Source organism: Candidatus Thiopontia autotrophica (assembly GCA_014384675.1).
In the GTDB taxonomy this organism is placed as follows: domain Bacteria; phylum Pseudomonadota; class Gammaproteobacteria.
In genome coordinates, this window is sequence record JACNFK010000015.1 from 14,293 (window position 1) to 35,405 (window position 21,113).

Here is a 21,113-nt window from a genome sequence, read left to right on the forward strand (position 1 = left end):
CCCAAGCTAACTAGACAGATAACCATCTTTTGGATCACTGACGCCACGCATGCTGGGAAAGGTCTGCTTCTCAAATTTTTCTGCAATTCTGCGTATGCAGATGACACACCCCTCTTTGCCCAACAACACATCAGAAAATTTCTTGTTTACTTTATGCCCAAACTGATCTGAAATCTCCACCTCTTCTTTCGTGGGTAGTACACGAGCCTTTAGGCCGAACTGATTCAGCACATTCCAAAAATCAACAAACCCCTCAATATCATATCCTGCAGCTCTCATCTCACTCCTCCTCAACACAACAAAATCCTTAACAGTCACTCATTACAGCGCTCGATCGAGTAACATTGCTTCTCATGGTATGATAAGAATTACGTATATGTCAATTAGCACAACTCTTAATTGACATAGCTCATGATAGTTGTTTGCAATGACCAATCAATCTACACAAGGGATTGCAAGATGGGGGATTACAAGCAGTTATTGAGTGACCAGTCTGACTTATTGGTTGATCTTTCAGTCATCAGGAATAGATGTAACAGGGGTTCCTTTACAATCCCTCAGATGGTGAATGAGCTGAGGTTAAGCTGGTAATAGAGATCGTAAAAATCCCTACTTAACGCACATTAAATAAAGATGTGAGGGTTCCACTGAGCCGGGACTCATCTCTTTTTTTCGACAATTCTCTGTAGCTCTCCTGCTTTTCTCTATTTTCAGCAAATATTTTCTCAAGCTGTTTTTTGAGCGCAGCAGACTGCTCTGTATTGGCGTGGCGTCCCTGAATATTCATCTCTATTTCCTTTAGCTAGGGATTAAACTTGGTGTCCCTCTCCACCAAAGTTTCTACGCCTCCTCCAGTGGCGGGACACTTTTAACAATACACAATATTTTGAGGGAAGTTATGACAAACTAATGTGTCATAACCCAAGAAAACAGTCTGATACGACGGTCTCTTGCCAAGCCAGTGTCTATTTGCATGAGAGCCGGGGAGCCTTTGATTTAGTCATCCTAGAGCAGCACCTGCTCCATCCCGCCTCCATTTACCCTGTCCAGAAACTGCTGTTGCCACTGGTCACCATGCAGCTTTTTCACTATCTCAACCACCAGATAGTCTACTTTCAATCCCGTGCTCTCTTGATAACGGATCAACCCCTGCTGGCAAGATGGGCAGGAGGTGAGAATTTTTTCTACGCTGCTGAGCCCGCTGATATCCTTTTTCAGCTCCTGCTCTTTTCTGAACTTCACCTGAGTTGCAATATCGGGACGGGTAACGGCAAAGGTTCCGGACTCGCCACAGCAGCGATCTGATAGCTGCACCTTAGAACCGGTCAGCCCCGATGCCACCTGGATTGAGTCAAACTGCTTCATTGGGCTATGACAGGGATCATGGAATAGATATTTTTCACTGTTCTCTTCCAGCTTGACCCCCTTCTTCAGCAGATATTCATGGATATCAAGCAGACGACAGCCGGGGAATATCTTCTCAAACTCGTACTGCATCAGCTGATCCATACAGGTGCCGCAGGATACCAGTACAGTTTTTATATCAAGGTAGTTGAGGGTGTTGGCGATACGATGGAAAAGGATGCGATTACCCATCGAGATCTGGTGCCCCTTCTCCTCATCACCAGAGGCACGTTGCGGATAGCCACAACATAGATACCCAGGAGGAAGGACTGTCTGCACATCCAGCGCATAGAGCATGCTAAGTGAGGCCATCTCCACCTCCCCGAAAAGGCGCTCGGAGCCACAGCCAGGAAAGTAGAAAACTGCCTCTGACTCTGTTGATGTGGTCTCTGGGTTTCTTAACACTGGGATATAGCGACGATCTTCTATGCCCAGTAGCGCTCTGGGGCTCTTCTGTGACATGCTCCCCGGCATAGGCCGATGGAAGAAGTGAACTACCTGACTCTTGATCTCCGGTTTGCCGGTTGTGGCAGGGGGACGCTTCTGTCGTTGCAGCAGCCCTGAGCCACGCATAAGCTGATGACCCAATCTCTGTAGTGCATAGCTCCATGTCACCAGCCCGGTACGCATAATCTTGATCAGACGGGGATCGGTTACATTGAGAAACTGCATAGAGATCCAACCTACCGGCTTGAACCACCGTTTGCGTTGACGTTTGAGGATGGTACGCATCTGTACAGTGACATCACCAAAATCAATATTGACCGGACATGGTGTTACGCAACGATGACAGATGGTGCAGTGGTCTGCCACATCATTCATCTCCTCAAAGTGGCGCAGCGAGATACCACGACGGGTCTGCTCCTCATAGAGCACCGCCTCAATCATCAGGCCAGTTGCAAGAATCTTGTTACGTGGGGAGTAGAGCAGATTGGCTGCCGGAACATGGGTGGTACAGACCGGTTTGCACTTGCCGCAGCGCAGGCAGTCCTTGACCATCTGGTTGAGGCTACCCAGATCATTAGCCTCCAGGATCAGCGCCTCCTGTGCCAACAGCTGCAGTGAGGGGGTGTAGGCATCCTCCAGCCCGGAACCGGCCATGAGCTTGCCACGATTGAAGTGCCCCTCTGGATCCACACGCTCCTTGTACCCCTTGAAGGCATCAATCTCTTTCTGATTCAGATAATGGATCTTGGTCAGGCCGATCCCATGCTCCCCCGAGATCACCCCACCCAGTGATTGGGCCAGCTCCATGATGCGGTCCACAATCCGCTCCGCCTCCTGCAGCATTTCATAGTTATTGGAGTGGACAGGAATGTTGGTATGGACGTTTCCATCACCTGCATGCATATGGGTGGCCACGAAGAGGCGGCGAGATTTTATCCTGGAGTGCAAGAGGTCAAACTCGTCTCTTAATTTAACCATCTCCTGACCGGAGAATATCTCCTTTAAAGGATGCTCTATCTCTCTCTTCCATGAGACTCTGAGATCACGGCGTTGTAGCAATCTAAACAGTGTGCGTGATTCAGAGAGATCTGGATCGCGCTCAATTTGGAGAGACCCATAACTGTTATCCATATTCTGTAACAGCAGGCTCCAACGTGTTTTTATCTGATCTATCAGTTCATTTGCAGCACTCTGTTTCGAGACCAGAATCTGCTGATGCTCCTCACTGTTATCACCTTGTGCCGTATGTCTGTTTATCTTCTTGATCAGCTCCTGAAGCTCATCAAGGCCACTCAGTTTGTTCTGGATAGATTGCTCAATATTTATCCGCTCTATACCATCCCCATAGTCAGCCAGGCGGTCCAGTGGAATTACCACATCCTCATTAATCTTGAATGCATTGGTATGGGCGGCAATTGCAGCTGTTCTGGATCTATCCAGCCAGAAATTTCTACGAGCCTCAGAGCTAACAGCAATAAATCCCTCTGCTCCACGCCTCTCTGCAGCATCAACCACAGAGTTAATTACATCCGTTAGCAGCTCATCACTCTCGCCACCAATATCGGCAAGCAGCACCATCTTTGGCAGATCTGGCCGCGCCGCCTTGGTGCTGTACTGGACAGCTTTCACATAACGCTCATCAAGGTGCTCTAGCCCAGATAGAACCACGCCTCTACTCTGCTTAATGATATCTATGGTTTCAACAATAGCAGGCACTGCTCTGTGCAGATCAGGATCAAAGAACTCGAGACAGAGGGTTCGTAGCTGCGGTGACTGTTTATGTAGCACAAACAGAGCTGATGTTATCAGTCCGTCGCAGCCCTCTTTTTGTGCACCCGGCAGACCTGCCAGAAATTTGTTTGTAACATCCTTGCCAAGTCCTGGCTTGCGCATCTGCTCTGATGGAATCTGCAGGATCTGTGGTTCACTCTTCTCTGTGATCCCATCTTTTTCAAAGAGCTGAATCCTGAATTCCGCATATGGCTGATCATGCAATTTCCCCAGATTATGGTTCAGCCTCTCTACCGCAAGCCACTCTGCCTGGGGTGTGACCATCTTCCAGGAAACAAGATTATCCAGTGTTGTGCCCCAGCGTACTGCCTTTTTGCCTCCGGCATTCATTGCAATATTGCCGCCAATGGTTGAGGCATCCTGTGAGGTTGGATCAACTGCAAAAGCAACTCCAGCAGCCTCTGCCGCCTCGCTTACCCTCCGGGTAACTACTCCAGACTCTACCTCGATGGTTGCTACAGGTTTGTCTACGCCCTGAATTTTGCGTTCAACAACCTGCCCCAGCTTCTCAAGTCGCTCAACATTGATAACAACACTATTGGCCTCAAGAGGTACGGCACTACCTGTATATCCTGTGCCTCCGCCTCGAGGAATTATGGTCAAAGCAAGATCAATGCAGGCCTCAACAACATCCCTGACCTCTTGTTCACTATCCGGGGTAACCACCAGAAACGGAAGCTCTACACGCCAGTCTGATGCATCAGTAGCATGAGATACACGGGCAAGACCATCAAACTGAATATTATCTTTTCTGGTAATGCGAGAGAGTCTCTTGAGAGTGCGCCTGCGCATCTCGGCCTGACAGCTGACCCATGACCTGAACTCATCAACCGCCTCTCTGCTCTTCTCTGCCAATTGAAGCGCAAGCTCATTACCATCGGCGCGGCTTACAATCTGATCCAGACGATGGTTGAGTGCATCAACAAGAGCGTTACGTCGACCTACGTTCTCAATCAGGTCGTCCTGAATGTATGGGTTACGACGTACGACCCAGATATCACCCAACACCTCAAACAGCATGCGCGCAGAACGTCCCGTCTGGCGCTGCCCTCGCAGTTCATCGAGCACATGCCACATCTCCTCTCCCAGAAAGCGAATAATAATTTCTCTATCTGAAAAAGATGTGTAGTTGTATGGAATCTCACGAATTCTGTGAGCTTGATGGATGGTCCCAGTCATAGGAGCATATGATACCGCAGGGAGGGGAAGTCAAAAAATAAAAACGGCTTCTGAAATCTCTTTCGGAAGCCGCAATATTGCCCTTTAATTATTATTATTGTATTTCGTCTTATTTTTCTTATTTTGCCGATACTGTCAGGTGTCCTCCAATATGCGGACAGCCAATATAATCATTAAGAAAACAGTTGTCAACCTATTGTTTTTATTATCGTTTTATAAGAATATCCTGATATTCTGGTTAATTACCTGGCCAGTCTCCCCCAACTATCCTTAAACATCTTCTCACAATCAGTATTGAATGATTCCTCCCCCCTGACCAGCAGGATATGAAACAGAAGATCTCCATACCCATTCAAAAAATAGAGTCCTCGCTGATTATCCCCTCTTGTGGAGAACCATACCTGAGCAACCTCTGCCCAATTAATATGAAGATGGAAATTATCATGCTCCAGGTTTAGCCAATCACCACGCCGTTCAAATTCAAGATTCTCAACCAACAGCTCTGATACTGCGCCGGCATCAGAGCGAACCACAACACGTAATTTTCCCCACTTCTCTGCAGATTGGAGAGCCTTGAGATGGTTTGCAGGGTCAACCATTGCTACCTCAAACAGGCCTGCCCTATCACCATCTGTCTGCATCTGTATAGCATCAAGGATCTCCCCCACCGGCCGCTTAAAATAGGTTGATGCCGCCCGCAAGGTGGCCTTTTGGTTTTCACTCAACCACTCTCGCACTACAGCCCCCCAACCATCAAGCCCCATACTTAACGAGTGGCCCGCCTTCTCTCCATCCCTAACATCACCAGTAAGAGCGTCATATTTATTTGAGTAGCCCCGCGGTGTCACCATCAGACCATGATTAACAGTAGTTGTATGGTTACCAACAAGCACTGTGGTCAACATGCCAATTTTGTAGTCAGCCATTTTGGCTAGTGTAGTTATCTGGATATCTTCCAGTGCACGATATGCCGACTTGACTATAGCCACGGGGGTTTCAGGATCCCGGTAACGCAGAAGTATTTTTTGAGCCTCGACAATCTGCTGGGTACGACGCCCACTCTTTGGGTTATAGAGGGCAACCACAAAATCACTGGAAGCTGCCGCCTCCACCCGGTTGGCAATGGTTGGCCAAGGGGTGAGCAGATCGGAAAGCGAGATCGAACAGAAGTCATGTGTCAGTGGCGCCCCAACCAGAGAGGCACAGGCAGATAGCGCTGTCACTCCAGGAACCACCTCAACCTTGATGTCGTCGTTACCCGGCATCCATCCAGACTGAAACAGAACCTCATAGGTTGGCCCTGCCATACCATATACACCTATATCACCTGATGAGATCAGGGCAACTGTCTTCCCCATTTTTGCATGCTCATAGGCCTCGATACTGCGATCAACCTCCTCGGTCATCCCCTTTTTGATAACCTCCTTGCCGTCCAGCATCCCTTTTACCAGTTTGATGTAGGTGGAGTACCCAATCACAACATCCGACTCTTCAATGGCCTGACGTGCCCGGAGAGTCATGTTGGCTTGATCACCCGGACCAAACCCAACCATCAATATTTTTCCTCTGCTCATCCCTGTTCCTTTATCTCAACAACAGATATCGTGGCATTTTTTCCATCCTTGCCACGATACTTGTATTTTTCTATCAGCAGGTCATCCATCGTGGTCTCTGCCGCCAATATTGCAGCAGCCTCTGCCACTGCCGGGGTACCCATGTATTTCATTACCACATCCGAGGGGTTTGGAACCTCGACCTCAGAGAGCTGCTCTGCAGAAAAGTAGGTACACCTCCACCCATGGCTATCTGCCAATTGCAGGAGCGCAACCTCATCACTCTTCTTATCAATTGTTGCCATACCATCAACCTGATCATGGCTGGCATTTATCTGTTTCAGAGCGTTAGAGAGTGCGGTCTCAACAGTTTCGAGCGGGGTATTACGATCACATCCAACACCCAACATTAATCTCCTGGGTGGGCGATAGACAACCAGCCTCTCGTCCAACTGATCCCAAACAGCAGCTGGAATATCCTGATTTGTTACCCAGAGCAGCGACTTTATCTGGGTGAGATCAACATCCTCAAAACTGTCAAACAGATGAATATTTGCAGGAAGTGCGCTATCCCTTCTCCACCAATCTCTGCTCCCCGCCTCTTGCACAAAAGCAATTGGCTCCTCGTTCACCACATCCGCCGAGACCCGGGTTATGTTTATTTTGGGTGCCTCTATCTTCCACCCCAACTCACGACCAAGAATATCAACTGGGATGGTTTTCCCCACATCCGATGCTGTGGTTACAACTGCTGTTGCCTGCAGTATGGATGCAATCTTTTCCGCATACTCGTTTGCCCCCCCAACATGCCCAGAGAGCACCGGAATAACAAACTTGCCGGCATCATCAACCACCACGATGCCCGGATCCTCATCCTTCGATTTAAGGTGAGGCGCCGCAAGACGCACAACCGCTCCAAGAGAGACAAAAAACAGCAGTTGATCGAATGATTCCATCAAACTTGCCATCTGGGCACGCATGGCCCCCTGGTAGATAATCTTATTACAGTCAACTGACTCAACCTCTGACGCAAACTTCCTGGAGGTTACGACAGTCAACTCCTCTATATCCGAGGAGACCATCTTGGCAGCCAGTGCAACCATCTGACTAACACCATGCTTGGTGATTGCAATCAGCGCTACCCGTGGCGATACCACACTCATCTTTTTCTGCATCCTCTTTTGATCTCGCCTTTAACCCTGCCTGGATTCTTGACCAGAAGAAGAGAGAGGTAGTTAACCTTCTCTCCACGCAGGGTGCGGAGATCATGCACCACTCTCTCATCTGGCGCTCCTACACGCTCTACAAAGACAGAGCTCTCCAATAGCCCTCTGCTCTCAAGCATCTCTATCAGATCATCCATCAGTGGCTTAACCTTCATCAACACCAAACTATCGAAATCATCCAGCAACTTCTCTACTGTGGATACGCCGTACCCTGCAGGCAGGATGGCCATGGTGTCATCAACCTCTGCAATCGGCAGCTGTACCGAGGCGGCAGCAGCATTAAATGAGGAGACCCCAGCAATAGTCTCAACCTCTACATTCTCATCCAGCCCCTTAACGCTCTTTGCCAGGTGACCGAAGGTAGAATAGGTGGATGCATCACCCTCAACCAGAAACAGTACATCCTTGCCCCTGTTGAGAATATCCAGAACCGTCTTAGCGGCCCGTAGCCAGGCCTTTGATAACTTCTCGAGATCATGAGTCATGGGAAAAACAAGTCTGGTATGCTCTTCTGGCATCTCCAGTCCTGAGCGCTGCACAATACCAAGCGCAAAACTGTCACTCTTTTCATTGCGTGCAGGATAGGTCCATACCATCTCTGGATTGCTCAACAACTCCCACCCTCTTCTGGTAATCAACCCCGGATCACCCGGGCCCACAGATACTCCTATCAGCTTTCCCTGCTTGCTCATTCCACTACTCTCTACTATTTACTGTTCTGTTGTTTCCTGGCCGAGACGATCCATACCGGATTCTCTGCCTGCATTCGATGCATCTCCAGAATAGGAGAGCTGCGTGACGCCTGCATCTGGGTTACATCCCACTCTGCACCCTCCTGCTTCAATACTGCTGTAACCTCTGCAAGATTCTCCAGAGTGACAAAGTTCATGACCAGCCACCCACCAGGCCTCATTCTATGTAAAATTTTTCTGACCAGAAGCTCAAGATTTCCACCACTGCCACCAATAAATACTGCGTTCGGATCCGGCCACCCATCAATTCCGGATGGTGCCTTATCAACCACAAGGGTGTAATTGGTAATCTGCAGACGTTTTCTGTTTTCACGTACATTCTCTGCATCAGCCTCATTCTTCTCAATGGCATAAACATGCCCGCCAGATGCAACTCTTGCAGCCTCAAGGCCAACTGACCCCGATCCAGCCCCGATATCCCATACCACACTATCTGCAGACAACTGCATTCTGGCCAGTGACAGAGCTCTTACCTCACGCTTTGTGATTAGCCCTCTGTCAGGCCTTCTCTGGGAATACTCACTATCCTCGATGCCAAACAGAGGAAGCAACGAACTCTCCTCATCCAGAGAACTGTCCCTCCACAACAGCATGATATTCATATCCGAGAACTTCTGTTCTGCGCTATCTTCAATAGAGATTGGCCCCACCAGATTTTCACCACTCTGCAGCAGATTCTCTGCAACCGCCATCTGCCATCCGTTACTGAACCCCTCCATCAACATCATGCGTGCAACTCTGTCCGGACTGTTTGCTGAACTGGTAAAGACAATCAGCAGTTGCTCGCCTCTTATCTTTTGCAACAACTTGTAGAGACCATGCTCAGGATCCGGCTCCTCTACCCACTCCCCTGCATCAGCACCATGGATGGAGCATATTGATGCAGACTGCCAGGCGATACCAAAACGTGAGCAGGCCACCTGTAGAGTGGAGATATTGGGAATAATTTCACACTTTTCCATACCAAGTTTTGACGCCAGATAGCTCCCTATTCCATGACAGAGAGGGTCCCCTGTTGCCAGCACTATAACTGATCTGGAATCATCAAGAGCATCATCTATCCACTGAGGCACCTGACTGAATTTTCCTGTCATATTCCTCTGCTCCGATCCCTCCTTGAAATTATTGGAGAGCAGAGCAAGTAAGCGACTACCGGCAATCACCAGATCTGCATTGGCAATCAGCTGCTGCTGGCTTTCGGCAAGACCACTAAAGCCGTTATCCAGAACTCCGATCACTCTACATCTGTCCATTAATTTATCTCTTTGAAAGCTTGAGCAAGGGGGTTTCCATCAAAATCACAAACCAAAACCTTGATGGAGAATTTACCCGGATAGCGTCCCGACAGGGTTGCGATAACCTTTTCTGCCAGGGCATGGTGGAACTGCGCCGTAAGACCAATCTCCTCCATACGCTCACTAGCGAAACGTGCAGTGTCTGCATCGCGAATCTCATCACATATCTTCTGCTCTACCCCAAGTTTGGCAGCCAGATCTGCCAACAACCCTGTGTTGACTGCATTTCTGTTTGCGTGGGTAATAGTTTCACCCTGCGCCATCTTGGTCAGCTTGCCAACCATACCTCCAATCACCACATGCGCTATACCCTGATCAACTACCGTATCAAGTGCATAACTCAGAAAGTCACCCATCTGTACAAAGCAGGACTCATCCAGCTCAGGAAGTGATCTGATCACAAATTTTTCAGTACGGCCTCCGGTAGTCAGAACAACTGTATCCTGCCCTTGCCTTGCAGCCACCTCAATCCCCTGAATAACACTTGCCCTGAATGCTGCAGTCGAATATGGGTGAACAATTCCCGTTGTGCCAAGAATTGAGATGCCACCAAGAATGCCCAGACGGTGATTCAGAGTACGTTTAGCGCGCTCCTCACCATCCGGCACCGAAATTATTATCTCAATACCAGCTCTCTTCAATAGTGCTGAACCAACCTCACGAATATTTTCCTCAATATTCTTTCTTGGGGTTGGATTAATTGCAGCCTTGCCGACCTCAAGCCCTAGTCCGGGACGAGTTACAGTACCTACTCCAACCCCACCCAATAATTCAATAACCCCAGAACTACTCTCTAGTATCCTGACATCTGCTGTCATATGGGCCTTGTCTGTAACATCAGGATCATCGCCCGCATCTTTTACCACCACCGCATGCGCACTATCCGGGGTTACCGCACCATCGATAACTGGAAAGAGAACACGTTCACCGTTTGGCAGAAGAGCCTCCACCTCATCAGGCACCTCACCACTAATCAATCCAATTACTGCAGCACGTGCCGCAGCAGCAGAATTTGCCCCTGTGGTATATCCCTTGCGAGACCCCTTTTTCTTGTTACGCTGCATCTTTCCTCTGTGCTGCTTCTGCCAATGCAAGCAGCGCATGGAGCGCGGCAACCACCAGGGTTGAACCGCCCTTTCTTCCTCTGGTGATAATCCATGGCACCTCTGAGATCTGGCTCAGATCCTCTTTTGACTCCTCTGCAGAGACAAAGCCTACAGGCATACCAACAATAAGTGCCGGACGTACACCGTCCTCACGAATCATCCGATTAACCTCAAGCAGTGCAGTTGGGGCGTTGCCAATTGCAACAATTCCCCCATCAATCAGGCCAAGACGATTGGCCTTGCGCATGGATTGCACAGCACGTGTCGTATTCTCGCTACGCGCCTGCTCAATTACATCATCATCAGAGATAAACTGCTGCACTGTTACCCCAAAGTGGCCTAGTCGCGGTCTGGAGAGTCCAACGCATATCATCTCCACATCAGCCACCACTGATCCACCAGAGAGAATTGCCTGCAGACCGGCCTTTACCGCATCAGGGTGGAAACCGGTCAGACCATTAAACTCGAAATCTGCAGTGGCATGGATCATACGGCGCACAACCTGCCACTGTTCACTATTGTAGTCTCGTGTCCCAGCCTCCTGATCCACAATCGAGAAAGAGTCATGTTCAATCTTCTGCCCAGCCTGGGTCAGCTGCTCGGTTACAATATTTTGTCTCTCTTTACTCATCTCTGCGCCTCAATTACTCTCTGATCCAGCAGATCAAAGATCTCATTTTCAAATCCAAAATAGTTGCCTAATCCAAACTCAACCTCTGGAAACTCTTTTCTCAACTTCTCAACCTGTCCACGAATACGCTCTATCAATGTTCCAGTAAAGAGATAGTAAGGAAGTATAGCAACATGGGTCATCCCGGCAGCCATCTGCCGCTGCACAACATCCTCCAGTTTTGGAGAGGTAATTCCAGTAAATGCCAGCTCAACCTGCTTAACCTCACTCTCCTCATATAACCAGCGCGCCATCATCGCCATCTCTCCATTGGCATGACGATCTGAAGATCCTCGTGCCAATAGCACCACCCCTGTCTTTGCCGGATCTGGCGACTCCATATCGGCCAACACATTGTGCAGAGAGCGTTTCAGAATATCCAGAATTTTGTCATTTACCCCTAGATGCTTTGCATAACGGAACTCCCTGTCCTGGAATTTTTCTGCCGCCTCGCTGATAAACTCCGGAATCTCCTCCTTCACATGGCCTGCCGCATTAAGAATAAGTGGGACCACAATAATCTTCTCTGCAGATTGTGCCGCCTGCTCCAGCCCTTCTGCAATCAGAATATCAGCCAGCTCAATAAAACAGAGATCAATATCCCACTCTCTGTTGCGGTTACGCCACTGTCCGGCAAACTTCTCTATCTCCTGGTTACCGGCCACACTCCTTGAGCCATGACCAACCAGCAATATCTTCTCTCTCATGCTTCCTTGCACTCTACAGATCCTTAACTTTACGAAAACGGTGGTGGAAACCGGGATCATACAGTTTTGATTTCTTAAGTTCTGGCCACTCTCTGGCCCCCAATACCGGACTAACGACAATCATTGCCTGACTGGCAATCTTCTCTGCCTTGCATAGATCACGTATCTCACTTAGTGGACCGCGTATAATTTTTTCTTCTCCCGGCCAACTCGCCTTTTGCACAACCATAACCGGGCTCTCTTCTGACCAGCCAGCAGCAACCAACTCACTCTGTACCTTCTTCAGCAGAGTAATCGAGAGAAAAATACATATAGTTGTGTGGTGTGCTGCCAACTCGGACAAAGATTCCCCTTCAGGCATTGGGGTGCGTCCCTCAACCCGGGTGAGGATTACTGTCTGTGTCACCTCCGGCAGAGTTAATGTCTCTACCCCAGCAGCAACCGACGCCATGGCAGAGGAGACCCCAGGAATAACTGCGACCTCGATCCCGGCCCTGTCAAGTGGCTGCACCATCTCAACCAATGCACCATAGAGCCCTGGGTCACCTGTCTGTAGACGCACTACTGTCTCCCCACTGTGCGCCTGCTGGATAAGCCAGTCGGTAATCTCCTGCAGGGTCATCCCTTTGGAGTCTTGAATCTGACAACCATCCTTAGCCCAGCGCATTGCTGCCTCCGAGACTAGTGACCCTGCATAGAGAATTGCATCTGCTCTCTCTACCAGATCGCGTCCCTTGACAGTAATCAGATCTGGATCTCCCGGACCTGCCCCAACAAACCATACCTTGCCACTCAAAACTCTATCCCCTGTTGGGCCTTGATACCGCTGTCTGCATAGGCATGTTTTACTTTTTTCATCTCTGTCACTGTATCTGCCACATCAACCACCTCTTTGGCTGCATTCCTGCCTGTCAGAATAAGATGCATCCATCCTGGCCTCTCCTCTCGAATAAACTGCGCAATCTCCTCACCACTAATCCAGCCGTACCCTGAGCAGTAATTGATCTCATCAAAAATGAGCAGATCAAATTCATGGGACCGTACCTTCTCCTTGCACAGCTCCCATATCTCTCTACTGGTCGCTATATCCTGTTCAGGATTTTTTGTATCCCAGGTGAAACCATCACCCAGAGCATGCCACTCGATATTCTCAAATTTCTTTGCTGCCTCCTGCTCACCTGTTCTCCACTTACCCTTGATAAACTGGATTACACAGACCTTCATACCCCAACCTGCGGCACGAAACATGACCCCGAACGCACTAGATGACTTTCCTTTACCTTCTCCAGTATGGACCAGAACAACCCCCTCTCTCTTGTCTCTGGACTTCATACGGCACCAAACCAGCCGGCAACCTGTTCTGGAGCACTGGGGAAGTACCAGTGAACATAGGATGCTCTTGTATTCATGAAATGGATTCCCCTATCACCACGACCTAATCTGAATGCCTCGGGCAGAGGCTTGCTCTCCTCTCTGGTCGAGTGGTGAAACTCATGCCCTCTTGCTCCGCCCTTCTCATCACGGTACCCAAGCGAGGCCAGTCGATCCTGCATTATTGTTGCAAAAGGAAGAGCCCCAGCCATTGGCCATCTCTTTTCATCATAATCTGTTAGCGACTCTCCCAACAATATCATGCCTCCACACTCTGCCAACAGATACCCTCCGGTCTCAACAAACTCTCGTATATCGCTCATACTATCCGATTCTGACAACTCCTCTGCAAAGAGCTCTGGATAGCCACCTGGCAACCACACTGCATCCACCCCCTGCGGCACTCTATCACCTGCCACGGGGGAGAAGTAGGAGAGCCTGGCCCCCTGCCACTCAAGCCACTCCAGATTTGCGGGGTAGATAAAACAGCAGGCACCATCACTGGCCACCGCAATTTTTTTATTCTTGAGCAGTTTTCCGGAGTCATACTCATCTACCTCAACAACACTACTCTTAGCTCTGCCCGTGTTGTCTGTAGCAGTATTGAATATGGCTGACTCCACCCAATGAAAAGATGAGGAGAGGTCAGGCAATACAACCTCGTCCGGAGTCACCAATCCAAGATGTCGCTCTGGCAGTTCTGGTGCACCCTTCTCCATCCATCCTCTTAGTGGTGGCAGTTGATACTCATCAAGGGCACTCTCCAACAGGCCGGCATGATGTAAAGAGCCCACCCTGTTGGCAATAATCCCGCCAATAGTAACGCCATGTCGAGTAGCGAAATCGACAAAACCAGAGACCAGCGGAACAACTGATCCACTCATCCCCTTCGCATCCACAACAAGCCATACCTCCAGCCCTAACTCTGATGCAAGATGGAGGGATGATCCATCCTCACCCACACCTTTGCGGCCATCAAATAGCCCCATCACACCCTCAACCAGAACAAGATCCTTGTCTTGCTGCTGTGTGATAAGGCGTGCGGACTCTTCCGAACCAACCATATGGGTATCCAGATTGTAGGAGGTGAGACCGGTAATGGCTTTGTGCCAAAGCGGATCAAGAAAATCAGGGCCCGCCTTGAAGGGAGCCACAGAGATGCCCTGCTTTTTCAATGACTGCAGAAGGGCAAGGGTTACGGAAGTCTTTCCGCAACCCGATTGCACCCCTGCAACCAGAATTTTTTTAGCCAGAACTAGCTCTCGGAAGCAGACATCTTTTGCAGGAAGAGACCTGTCAGCCCTCCCAACACAACCCAGAACAGTCCGTTGGCAATAGCAGTTGCCTGAACAAACGCATCCGCAAGTGACTCAGGTGCCAGACCGGAGTACTCTGCAGGATGTGGAGCCCCAACCAGGTGCGGTACAACCAGCAGAATTACACCAATGCCTTTAATTAATATACTCTCCGCAAAAACCAGCATACCCAATCCAGCAATAGTGGCCACTACCGTTGCACCCCACCATATCTGTCTGGATGCCAGATCAGCAGCAACAGTCCCCGGAATCTCTGGCAACAGTCCTAGTGATGGTGCAGCAAAGAAGGCTATATATCCACCAAGCCCCCAGAGCAGGCCTTTCTTCAGACCGGACTGGTTCTTGAACATGATGGCTGCTGCCAGCAGTAGTGAAAAACCTATCCCTGCCAGAATATTTGCCAAAACCGTATAGCTGGTACGCTCTGCCCCATCCTTGGGCGCCCACCCCTCTTCCTCGGCAGCATCATGTGAATGGCTATGGGTATGGGCATGGCCATCTGCTGATACTGCGGCACCTGGCTCCTCTGACACCTCATAGGTCTCAGCCTCAAGGATAATAGGTACAACCTGAAGACGCTGTACTGCAGAAAGCAATAGGCCTGCGAGAACCCCCGCAACTACTGCGGAAAAAATCATATTACGAAACATTGTGAACTCCTTCAGATCAGTGGCAGGGAAAAGCAAATGAGTGACGGGTATCGTGTGCCGCATTGTGCGCCACATCCGCCTGACCTTGCATAAACCCAACCGCAAACAAGATGGTTAGCCCCAGGAGGACTGCACCAACCACTGCAGGAAGTTGACTGTTTTCTGAAACCGCACCGTGTGTTGATGCAATATGTGATGAACTACTCATAAAATAAAACTCCTTGTTACCGTACTCTCCCGTACGAGTGAAAAGACTCAATCCCTGGCCGGTCTCCGGACTTGCGACTCCACATCACACCTTCCCATCACCAAACTCATGACAGTGGTATTCTGTAATGCTTCAAAATCACCTACCGTTGCGGGGGCAGTATCGGAATTGCAGTAGTTGCGCACCGATTTCCCATTTAACTCCTGATCTATTTGAACAAATGAGCAAGAGAACCAACAATCGCCTCCCATTTTGTGGCCTAATCAAAAAATTGTCAATTTTCCTTTTCATAAGCAAACAACGCTTTGTCGTAGAACCGAACCCTGTTTCTCATTTACAATCAACATAATATGACAAATCACAATTCCATTATTCTTATTGGTGCTGGAGAGATGGGTGGCGTATTTGCACGCGGATTCCTGCGAGCCGGCTACACAGTCCATCCGGTTACCCGGGCAATCTCCATTGATGAGACCGCCTCATCCATACCTGATCCGGAGCTGGTTCTGGTGGCGGTGGCCGAGAATGACCTCCACCCGGTCCTGGAAACTATTCCGCCCCAATGGAGAGATCGTCTGGTACTGCTGCAGAACGAGCTGCTACCGCGTGACTGGGAACAGCACAGATTGCAAAATCCGACCGTGATTTCCGTCTGGTTCGAGAAGAAGCGAGGGATGGATTTCAAGGTGATCATCCCCTCCCCGGTATTTGGTCCTCATGCAGAGAGGGTTTTCAATGCACTTGGAGAACTCGATATTCCAGTCAACGTACTAAGTTCTCAACCGGAACTGCTTCAGGAGCTGGTGCTGAAAAATGTCTACATTCTGACCACCAATATTGCCGGTCTGGTTACCGGTGGGACAGTTGGTGAGCTCTGGGAAAACCATCAACCATTTACACGGATCATCGCCAATGAGGTAATCGATCTTCAGGAGTGGCTGACAGGTGAGACTCTGGATAGAGAGGCGCTGATCTCTGGTATGGTAGAGGCATTTGAGGGTGATCTGAACCACAACTGTATGGGACGCAGTGCTCCAGCACGACTGGATCGTGCACTGCAAATTGCTGCAGAGGCTGACATTGAACTGCCCGAGATGAGAAAGATAAAGGAGAGCGCATAAGCCAATCCATGCATAATCTAAACCCAAGTTACCCACAGGCACGCCGCGCCACCCTGATTGGCGGAGTCATCAACCTTCTATTAAGCATCATCAAGATGGTTATCGGGATTATTGGCAACTCCCAAGCGTTGGTGGCCGATGGAGTTCACTCACTATCTGACCTTATCTCTGATGTAATGGTTCTCTATGCAACCAAGCATGGAGGCAAGGATGCAGATGACAACCACCCATATGGACATGGTCGAATCGAGACCATAATTACCGTGGCTGTCGGAATACTGCTGATTGCTGTTGCCATCGGAATTTCAGCAGATGCAATTGACCGTCTGTTCCATCCCGAACAACTATCCAGCCCCGGGATAATCGTGCTGTTTGCCGCATTGGTATCAATACTTGCCAAAGAGGGGCTGTATCACTACACCCTAAGGGTGGCCACCCAGATTCGCTCCAATCTGTTGCGCGCCAATGCATGGCACCACCGTAGTGATGCACTCTCATCAATCGTGGTACTTGTTGGTGTTATGGGGACCATGTCAGGTCTCGAGTATCTGGATGCAATTGCCGCCATCGGCGTATCGCTGATGGTTGCCAAGGCTGGTGTGGAACTATCCCGGGAGAGCATCGAGGAGCTGATTGATACCGGACTCAAGCAGGAGGAGATCGATACAATCAAACAGACAATACAGGGTGTTGAGGGTGTGCGTGCAATGCACCGCCTGCGCACCAGGAAGATGGGGGCAAATGCCATTATTGATGTTCACATACTGGTAGACCCCAAGCTAAGTGTCTCTGAGGGGCACCATATTGCTGACCGTGTAGAGTCGAAACTCTATGAGCAGATTGAGGACATATCCGATGTAACCATCCATATCGATCCGGAGAATGATGAGGAGGTTACCCCGTGTCGAGCACTCTCCATGCGTAGCGAATTGATGGAGAGAATGGAAGGGTGCTGGAAAGATGTCCCTGAGAGCAGGCTCATAAAGGATGTCACTCTCCACTATCTGAATGGAGAACTGGAGCTTGAGGTATGGATTCCACTTGGAACAATCGAGTCCATGGCACGAGCACAACAGCTCTCAGAGACTCTTAACAACTGTATTGTCGATGACCCTGAGGTCAAACAGGTACGGGCCGTATATTTCTAGTGCTGTGACAATATGCTGAACATTCTTTTACCAATGGCTATATTGTTACTGGCTGGCACCCTCTGGCGCCCCCTGAAGCCAATGGGTCTGGATGCTGATACTACCCGCAAGGCACTTACCGGGCTGGTCTATATGCTGCTACTCCCGTCTCTGGTTCTGGATGTGCTATGGAAAGCACCACTTGGTATCGACTCATTCAAGATTGTGCTGATGGCTGCAGTCGGCGTCTTAACCAGTGTAGCTCTTGCCTCAATCATCTACCGTAAGGGACGGATAAACTCGCCGGCACGAGGGGCGATGATACTTGCCGCCTCCTGGGCAAATGTGACCTATCTGGGGCTACCAGTACTAGAGCAGACCTTTGGCAGCGAGTACCGCAGTGTCGCCCTGCAGTACGACCTTTTCGCAAACACTCCACTTCTGCTCACACTGGGGATATGGATTGCACAGCGCCATGGCTCAGGGCCAAACCACAACACTATTGTCGAGATATTCAGTGTCCCGGCTCTCTGGGCTGCCATTGCAGCAATCGCCCTCAATCTATACCAGGTGCCTGTTCCCACAGGGCTCGATACGGTTCTCAATATGCTTGGCAGTGCCGTGCCCCCATTGATGCTACTAGCATTGGGCATGGGGTTACGTTGGGACATTCTGCGCTGGAACCGTCTCCCTCTTCTACTCCCTGCAATAATCATCCAGCTGATGGCTATGCCCCTGATGGTCTATCTTATGAGCCAGACGATTGGGCTATCTGGAGACCTGCAGACAGCTGTGATTCTGGAGGCGGCAATGCCAACCATGGTTCTTGGTATGGTGATCTGTGACCGTTACAAGCTGGACAGTGCACTTTTTGCAGGTGCAACCACCATCTCTACCGGCCTGGCTCTTTTTACCCTGCCAATGTGGTACAGCTGGGTCGGTTAAGGCAAAATTCATACACACAATAAATCAACAAAGGAGAAAACCGTGAAGGCAATCTTTAGCAAATCAATAGCTGCAACAATCGTGCTGGCCAGTTCTATTGCACTTACAGGGTGCGGTGAGGACAAAAAGAGTGAGACAACATCCTCTACCGAACCATTAAAAACCTACACCCTGCGCCTTGCACACACCTGGCCCACCAAATTCCCAATCTTCGGTGATGCAATCCACAGCATGGCTACAATGGCCAACAAGATGTCCAAAGGACGCATCAACATCACCATCGACTCCAAGAACAAGCACAAGGCACCGCTTGGAATTTTCGATATGGTGAAATCTGGTCAGTATGACATGGGCCACTCTGGCTCCTACTACTGGAAAGGAAAAGTTCCGAATACCCTCTACTTCACATCCATGCCTTTCGGGATGACTGCCGTGGAGCAGTATGCCTGGTTCTACCATGGTGGCGGATTTGATCTAACCCAGAAGGTCTACGCACCCCACAACCTGGTCTCCTTTCCCGGAGGCAACACCGGAAATCAGATGGGTGGCTGGTTCCAGAAGGAGATCAACTCCATTGAGGATCTTCAGGGGCTGAAGATGAGAATTCCAGGATTTGCCGGCGAGGTGCTGGCAAAGGTTGGGGCAAAACCGACCAATATCCCTGCAGGTGAGCTCTATACAGCACTGGAGCGTGGCACCATTGATGCGTTAGAGTGGGTTGGTCCCTCTCTTGATCTGCGGATGGGATTCCACAAGATTGCCCCCTACTACTATACTGGATGGCATGAGCCAGGCTCCGAGCTACAGTTCATGTTTAATAAGGAGAAATGGGACTCCCTCCCTGCCGATATCCAAGAAATCCTGCGCGTAGCAATGCGGGTAGCGGCATATGACATGTACACCCACTCCTACCATGAGAGCGCAGAGAACTGGGCCTCGATGAAGAGTGAATACCCAAACATTCAGGTTAAGTCATTCCCTGCTGAGGTACTGCAGGCAATGAAGAGCGCCAATGACGAGCTGATTGCCGAGCGCGCTGCTGAGGACTCTCTTGCCAGAGAGATTATCGAATCACAGGCTGCCTATCTGAAAAAGGCACGAGCCTGGACCAAGATCTCAGACCAGAGCTACTACGAGACCATGGAGGCATTGCAGTAACCGGCTTGCAACAACCAAAGAAAAGGGGCCGCCTAAATAGAATTGACGGGTTACAAAAAGCCTTCTCCGGTCAGTTTGCTCCACAAGATCCCAATGATGAACCAGCCACAGCCCTATTAGACCGCATAGCCAAAGAAAAAGAAGAGGCGGCAGCCAGGACCAAAAAGGCCAAGACAGCAAAGAAGAGAGTGAAGAAAAACAGAACAAGCACGAGGAGAGCCAGTTCATGAATGCTGATCGCTATGATGCTGCCGGCAACCCGGAGGCTGAGTTTGAGCCTGGGTCGAATGGCCTGGTTTTGAGAAACAAGCTGGGCATCAACCAGACGGATGAGATGGATGAGGTTGAGTTGGATCTACTGATTCAACTGTACGATGAGATTCCAGAGCAGGTAGAGGTTGATCAGCAGATTTCCATTGCCAATCTCAAGGCGTGGCACCATCGCTGGCTGGGCAATGTCTATGTTTGGGCTGGAGAGTGTCGAACGGTAAATATTGGCAAAGATGCATTTCAGTTTGCTGCAGCTGGGCAGGTTGCCCGACTAATGGATTTGCTGGAGCGCGACTATCTATCCCGTTACACCCCATGTGCAAGTATGACCGATGAGCAGCTGATTGAGGCCATTGCAGTGGTTCATATCGAACTTATTCTGATTCACCCTTTTCGTGAAGGTAACGGTCGGTTATCACGTCTGCTGGCCAATGTAATGGCGATGCAGGCGTGCAAGCCGGAACTGGATTTTTCCCTCTGGGATGAGCAGAAGGAGAGATACTTTTCAGCGATTCAGGCGGGGTTGGATGATGTTGAGCCGATGAAGGAGTTGGTCAGGCAAGTGCTACCCGATGTTTTGAGGCACGAAGATGTTTAACCCTCTTTTCCAATATCTGAATCGACACGCCTGTCTCAATTGCAGTGGAGCTGGCGAGGCTGCGCACACGGCGACTTACCGCCTTTTTCTGTGTCAGATAAGAGTTTGCTTGAGCCAGCGTTTTGTTGTTCATAGTTTATATTGTAAACCATTTTTGAGTATGCCGTCATCAACACTGGTGGCGTTGAAAAGGGTATAGATGCAGAAAGAAAAGAGACC

20 protein-coding genes and 1 riboswitch are annotated in these 21,113 nt (G+C 49.7%); of the genes, 5 read left to right on the forward strand and 15 right to left on the reverse strand.

From position 1 onward, the window contains the following. Nucleotides 1-6 precede the first annotated feature (6 nt). From H8D24_01340 to H8D24_01410, 15 genes are all read right to left on the reverse strand, one after another. Nucleotides 7-279 (reverse strand): hypothetical protein, encoded by a 273-nt coding sequence (locus tag H8D24_01340; protein MBC8519039.1) that lies wholly within the window; start codon nt 277-279, stop codon nt 7-9. Nucleotides 280-613: 334 nt separating this feature from the next. Continuing rightward, entirely contained in the window at nt 614-787 is a 174-nt protein-coding gene (locus H8D24_01345) for a hypothetical protein (protein ID MBC8519040.1), read from the reverse strand. Nucleotides 788-1,005: 218 nt separating this feature from the next. After that, the gene (locus H8D24_01350; protein MBC8519041.1) at nt 1,006-4,821 is read right to left on the reverse strand and encodes a DUF3683 domain-containing protein; all 3,816 of its coding nucleotides are present in this window, start codon (nt 4,819-4,821) and stop codon (nt 1,006-1,008) included. A 242-nt stretch (nt 4,822-5,063) separates the two neighbouring features. Beyond that, nucleotides 5,064-6,395 (reverse strand): precorrin-3B C(17)-methyltransferase, encoded by a 1,332-nt coding sequence (gene cobJ / locus H8D24_01355; protein MBC8519042.1) that lies wholly within the window; start codon nt 6,393-6,395, stop codon nt 5,064-5,066. Beyond that, nucleotides 6,392-7,537 (reverse strand): cobalamin biosynthesis protein, encoded by a 1,146-nt coding sequence (locus H8D24_01360; protein MBC8519043.1) that lies wholly within the window; start codon nt 7,535-7,537, stop codon nt 6,392-6,394. Before H8D24_01360 ends, cobJ begins: the two co-directional genes overlap by 4 nt. Continuing rightward, complete coding sequence (gene cobI, locus H8D24_01365) at nt 7,534-8,292, reverse strand: precorrin-2 C(20)-methyltransferase (GenBank protein MBC8519044.1); 759 nt, start codon at nt 8,290-8,292, stop codon at nt 7,534-7,536. Before cobI ends, H8D24_01360 begins: the two co-directional genes overlap by 4 nt. 14 nt (nt 8,293-8,306) lie before the next feature. Next, a complete protein-coding gene (gene cbiE, locus H8D24_01370) occupies nt 8,307-9,605 on the reverse strand; it encodes a precorrin-6y C5,15-methyltransferase (decarboxylating) subunit CbiE (protein MBC8519045.1) in 1,299 nt (432 codons plus the stop codon). Further along, a complete protein-coding gene (locus H8D24_01375; GenBank protein MBC8519046.1) occupies nt 9,605-10,711 on the reverse strand; it encodes a cobalt-precorrin-5B (C(1))-methyltransferase in 1,107 nt (368 codons plus the stop codon). Before H8D24_01375 ends, cbiE begins: the two co-directional genes overlap by 1 nt. Then, nucleotides 10,701-11,384 carry a precorrin-8X methylmutase gene (locus H8D24_01380; protein MBC8519047.1) on the reverse strand — a complete coding sequence of 228 codons (684 nt, stop codon included), beginning with the start codon at nt 11,382-11,384 and terminating at the stop codon, nt 10,701-10,703. The genes H8D24_01375 and H8D24_01380 overlap by 11 nt, the downstream gene beginning before the upstream one ends. Continuing rightward, entirely contained in the window at nt 11,381-12,130 is a 750-nt protein-coding gene (locus H8D24_01385) for a sirohydrochlorin chelatase (protein MBC8519048.1), read from the reverse strand. Before H8D24_01385 ends, H8D24_01380 begins: the two co-directional genes overlap by 4 nt. Before the next feature lie 13 nt (nt 12,131-12,143). Continuing rightward, a complete protein-coding gene (gene cobM, locus H8D24_01390; protein MBC8519049.1) occupies nt 12,144-12,926 on the reverse strand; it encodes a precorrin-4 C(11)-methyltransferase in 783 nt (260 codons plus the stop codon). Next, nucleotides 12,923-13,462 (reverse strand): cob(I)yrinic acid a,c-diamide adenosyltransferase, encoded by a 540-nt coding sequence (gene cobO, locus H8D24_01395; GenBank protein ID MBC8519050.1) that lies wholly within the window; start codon nt 13,460-13,462, stop codon nt 12,923-12,925. Before cobO ends, cobM begins: the two co-directional genes overlap by 4 nt. Continuing rightward, nucleotides 13,459-14,742 carry a cobyrinate a,c-diamide synthase gene (locus tag H8D24_01400; protein ID MBC8519051.1) on the reverse strand — a complete coding sequence of 428 codons (1,284 nt, stop codon included), beginning with the start codon at nt 14,740-14,742 and terminating at the stop codon, nt 13,459-13,461. Before H8D24_01400 ends, cobO begins: the two co-directional genes overlap by 4 nt. 14 nt (nt 14,743-14,756) lie before the next feature. Further along, on the reverse strand, nt 14,757-15,455 hold the full coding sequence (locus H8D24_01405; GenBank protein ID MBC8519052.1) for a CbtA family protein: 699 nt from the start codon (nt 15,453-15,455) through the stop codon (nt 14,757-14,759). Between the two features lie 28 nt (nt 15,456-15,483). Continuing rightward, nucleotides 15,484-15,675 (reverse strand): CbtB-domain containing protein, encoded by a 192-nt coding sequence (locus H8D24_01410; GenBank protein MBC8519053.1) that lies wholly within the window; start codon nt 15,673-15,675, stop codon nt 15,484-15,486. 38 nt (nt 15,676-15,713) lie between these two features. Continuing rightward, a riboswitch (cobalamin riboswitch) is annotated at nt 15,714-15,928 on the reverse strand. Nucleotides 15,929-16,025: 97 nt separating this feature from the next. On the opposite strand from H8D24_01410, the gene H8D24_01415 reads away from it, so the two are divergent. The 5 genes from H8D24_01415 (at nt 16,026) to H8D24_01435 (ending at nt 20,894) form a co-directional block, all read left to right on the forward strand. Continuing rightward, a complete protein-coding gene (locus tag H8D24_01415; protein MBC8519054.1) occupies nt 16,026-16,796 on the forward strand; it encodes a hypothetical protein in 771 nt (256 codons plus the stop codon). Nucleotides 16,797-16,804: 8 nt separating this feature from the next. After that, nucleotides 16,805-17,944, forward strand: a complete 1,140-nt coding sequence (locus tag H8D24_01420) for a cation transporter (protein MBC8519055.1) — start codon at nt 16,805-16,807, stop codon at nt 17,942-17,944. Between the two features lie 12 nt (nt 17,945-17,956). Next, nucleotides 17,957-18,868: an AEC family transporter gene (locus H8D24_01425; protein ID MBC8519056.1), complete on the forward strand. Its 912-nt coding sequence runs from the start codon at nt 17,957-17,959 to the stop codon at nt 18,866-18,868. Nucleotides 18,869-18,934: 66 nt separating this feature from the next. Continuing rightward, complete coding sequence (locus tag H8D24_01430) at nt 18,935-20,026, forward strand: TRAP transporter substrate-binding protein (protein ID MBC8519057.1); 1,092 nt, start codon at nt 18,935-18,937, stop codon at nt 20,024-20,026. A 226-nt stretch (nt 20,027-20,252) separates the two neighbouring features. After that, entirely contained in the window at nt 20,253-20,894 is a 642-nt protein-coding gene (locus H8D24_01435; protein MBC8519058.1) for a Fic family protein, read from the forward strand. The last annotated feature ends 219 nt before the right edge of the window (nt 20,895-21,113 follow it).

Coding starts and splice junctions, on each gene's coding strand:
- H8D24_01405 (MBC8519052.1), bottom strand. CDS start 15,455: ATGATTTTTTCCGCAGTAGTTGCGGGGGTTCTCGCAGGCCTATTGCTT.
- H8D24_01425 (MBC8519056.1), top strand. CDS start 17,957: ATGCTGAACATTCTTTTACCAATGGCTATATTGTTACTGGCTGGCACC.
- cobO (MBC8519050.1), bottom strand. CDS start 13,462: ATGAAGTCCAGAGACAAGAGAGAGGGGGTTGTTCTGGTCCATACTGGA.
- H8D24_01350 (MBC8519041.1), bottom strand. CDS start 4,821: ATGACTGGGACCATCCATCAAGCTCACAGAATTCGTGAGATTCCATAC.
- cbiE (MBC8519045.1), bottom strand. CDS start 9,605: ATGGACAGATGTAGAGTGATCGGAGTTCTGGATAACGGCTTTAGTGGT.
- H8D24_01340 (MBC8519039.1), bottom strand. CDS start 279: ATGAGAGCTGCAGGATATGATATTGAGGGGTTTGTTGATTTTTGGAAT.
- cobJ (MBC8519042.1), bottom strand. CDS start 6,395: ATGAGCAGAGGAAAAATATTGATGGTTGGGTTTGGTCCGGGTGATCAA.
- H8D24_01375 (MBC8519046.1), bottom strand. CDS start 10,711: ATGCAGCGTAACAAGAAAAAGGGGTCTCGCAAGGGATATACCACAGGG.
- cobI (MBC8519044.1), bottom strand. CDS start 8,292: ATGAGCAAGCAGGGAAAGCTGATAGGAGTATCTGTGGGCCCGGGTGAT.
- H8D24_01415 (MBC8519054.1), top strand. CDS start 16,026: ATGACAAATCACAATTCCATTATTCTTATTGGTGCTGGAGAGATGGGT.
- H8D24_01435 (MBC8519058.1), top strand. CDS start 20,253: ATGAATGCTGATCGCTATGATGCTGCCGGCAACCCGGAGGCTGAGTTT.
- H8D24_01420 (MBC8519055.1), top strand. CDS start 16,805: ATGCATAATCTAAACCCAAGTTACCCACAGGCACGCCGCGCCACCCTG.
- H8D24_01380 (MBC8519047.1), bottom strand. CDS start 11,384: ATGAGTAAAGAGAGACAAAATATTGTAACCGAGCAGCTGACCCAGGCT.
- H8D24_01410 (MBC8519053.1), bottom strand. CDS start 15,675: ATGAGTAGTTCATCACATATTGCATCAACACACGGTGCGGTTTCAGAA.
- H8D24_01360 (MBC8519043.1), bottom strand. CDS start 7,537: ATGAGTGTGGTATCGCCACGGGTAGCGCTGATTGCAATCACCAAGCAT.
- H8D24_01345 (MBC8519040.1), bottom strand. CDS start 787: ATGAATATTCAGGGACGCCACGCCAATACAGAGCAGTCTGCTGCGCTC.
- H8D24_01385 (MBC8519048.1), bottom strand. CDS start 12,130: ATGAGAGAGAAGATATTGCTGGTTGGTCATGGCTCAAGGAGTGTGGCC.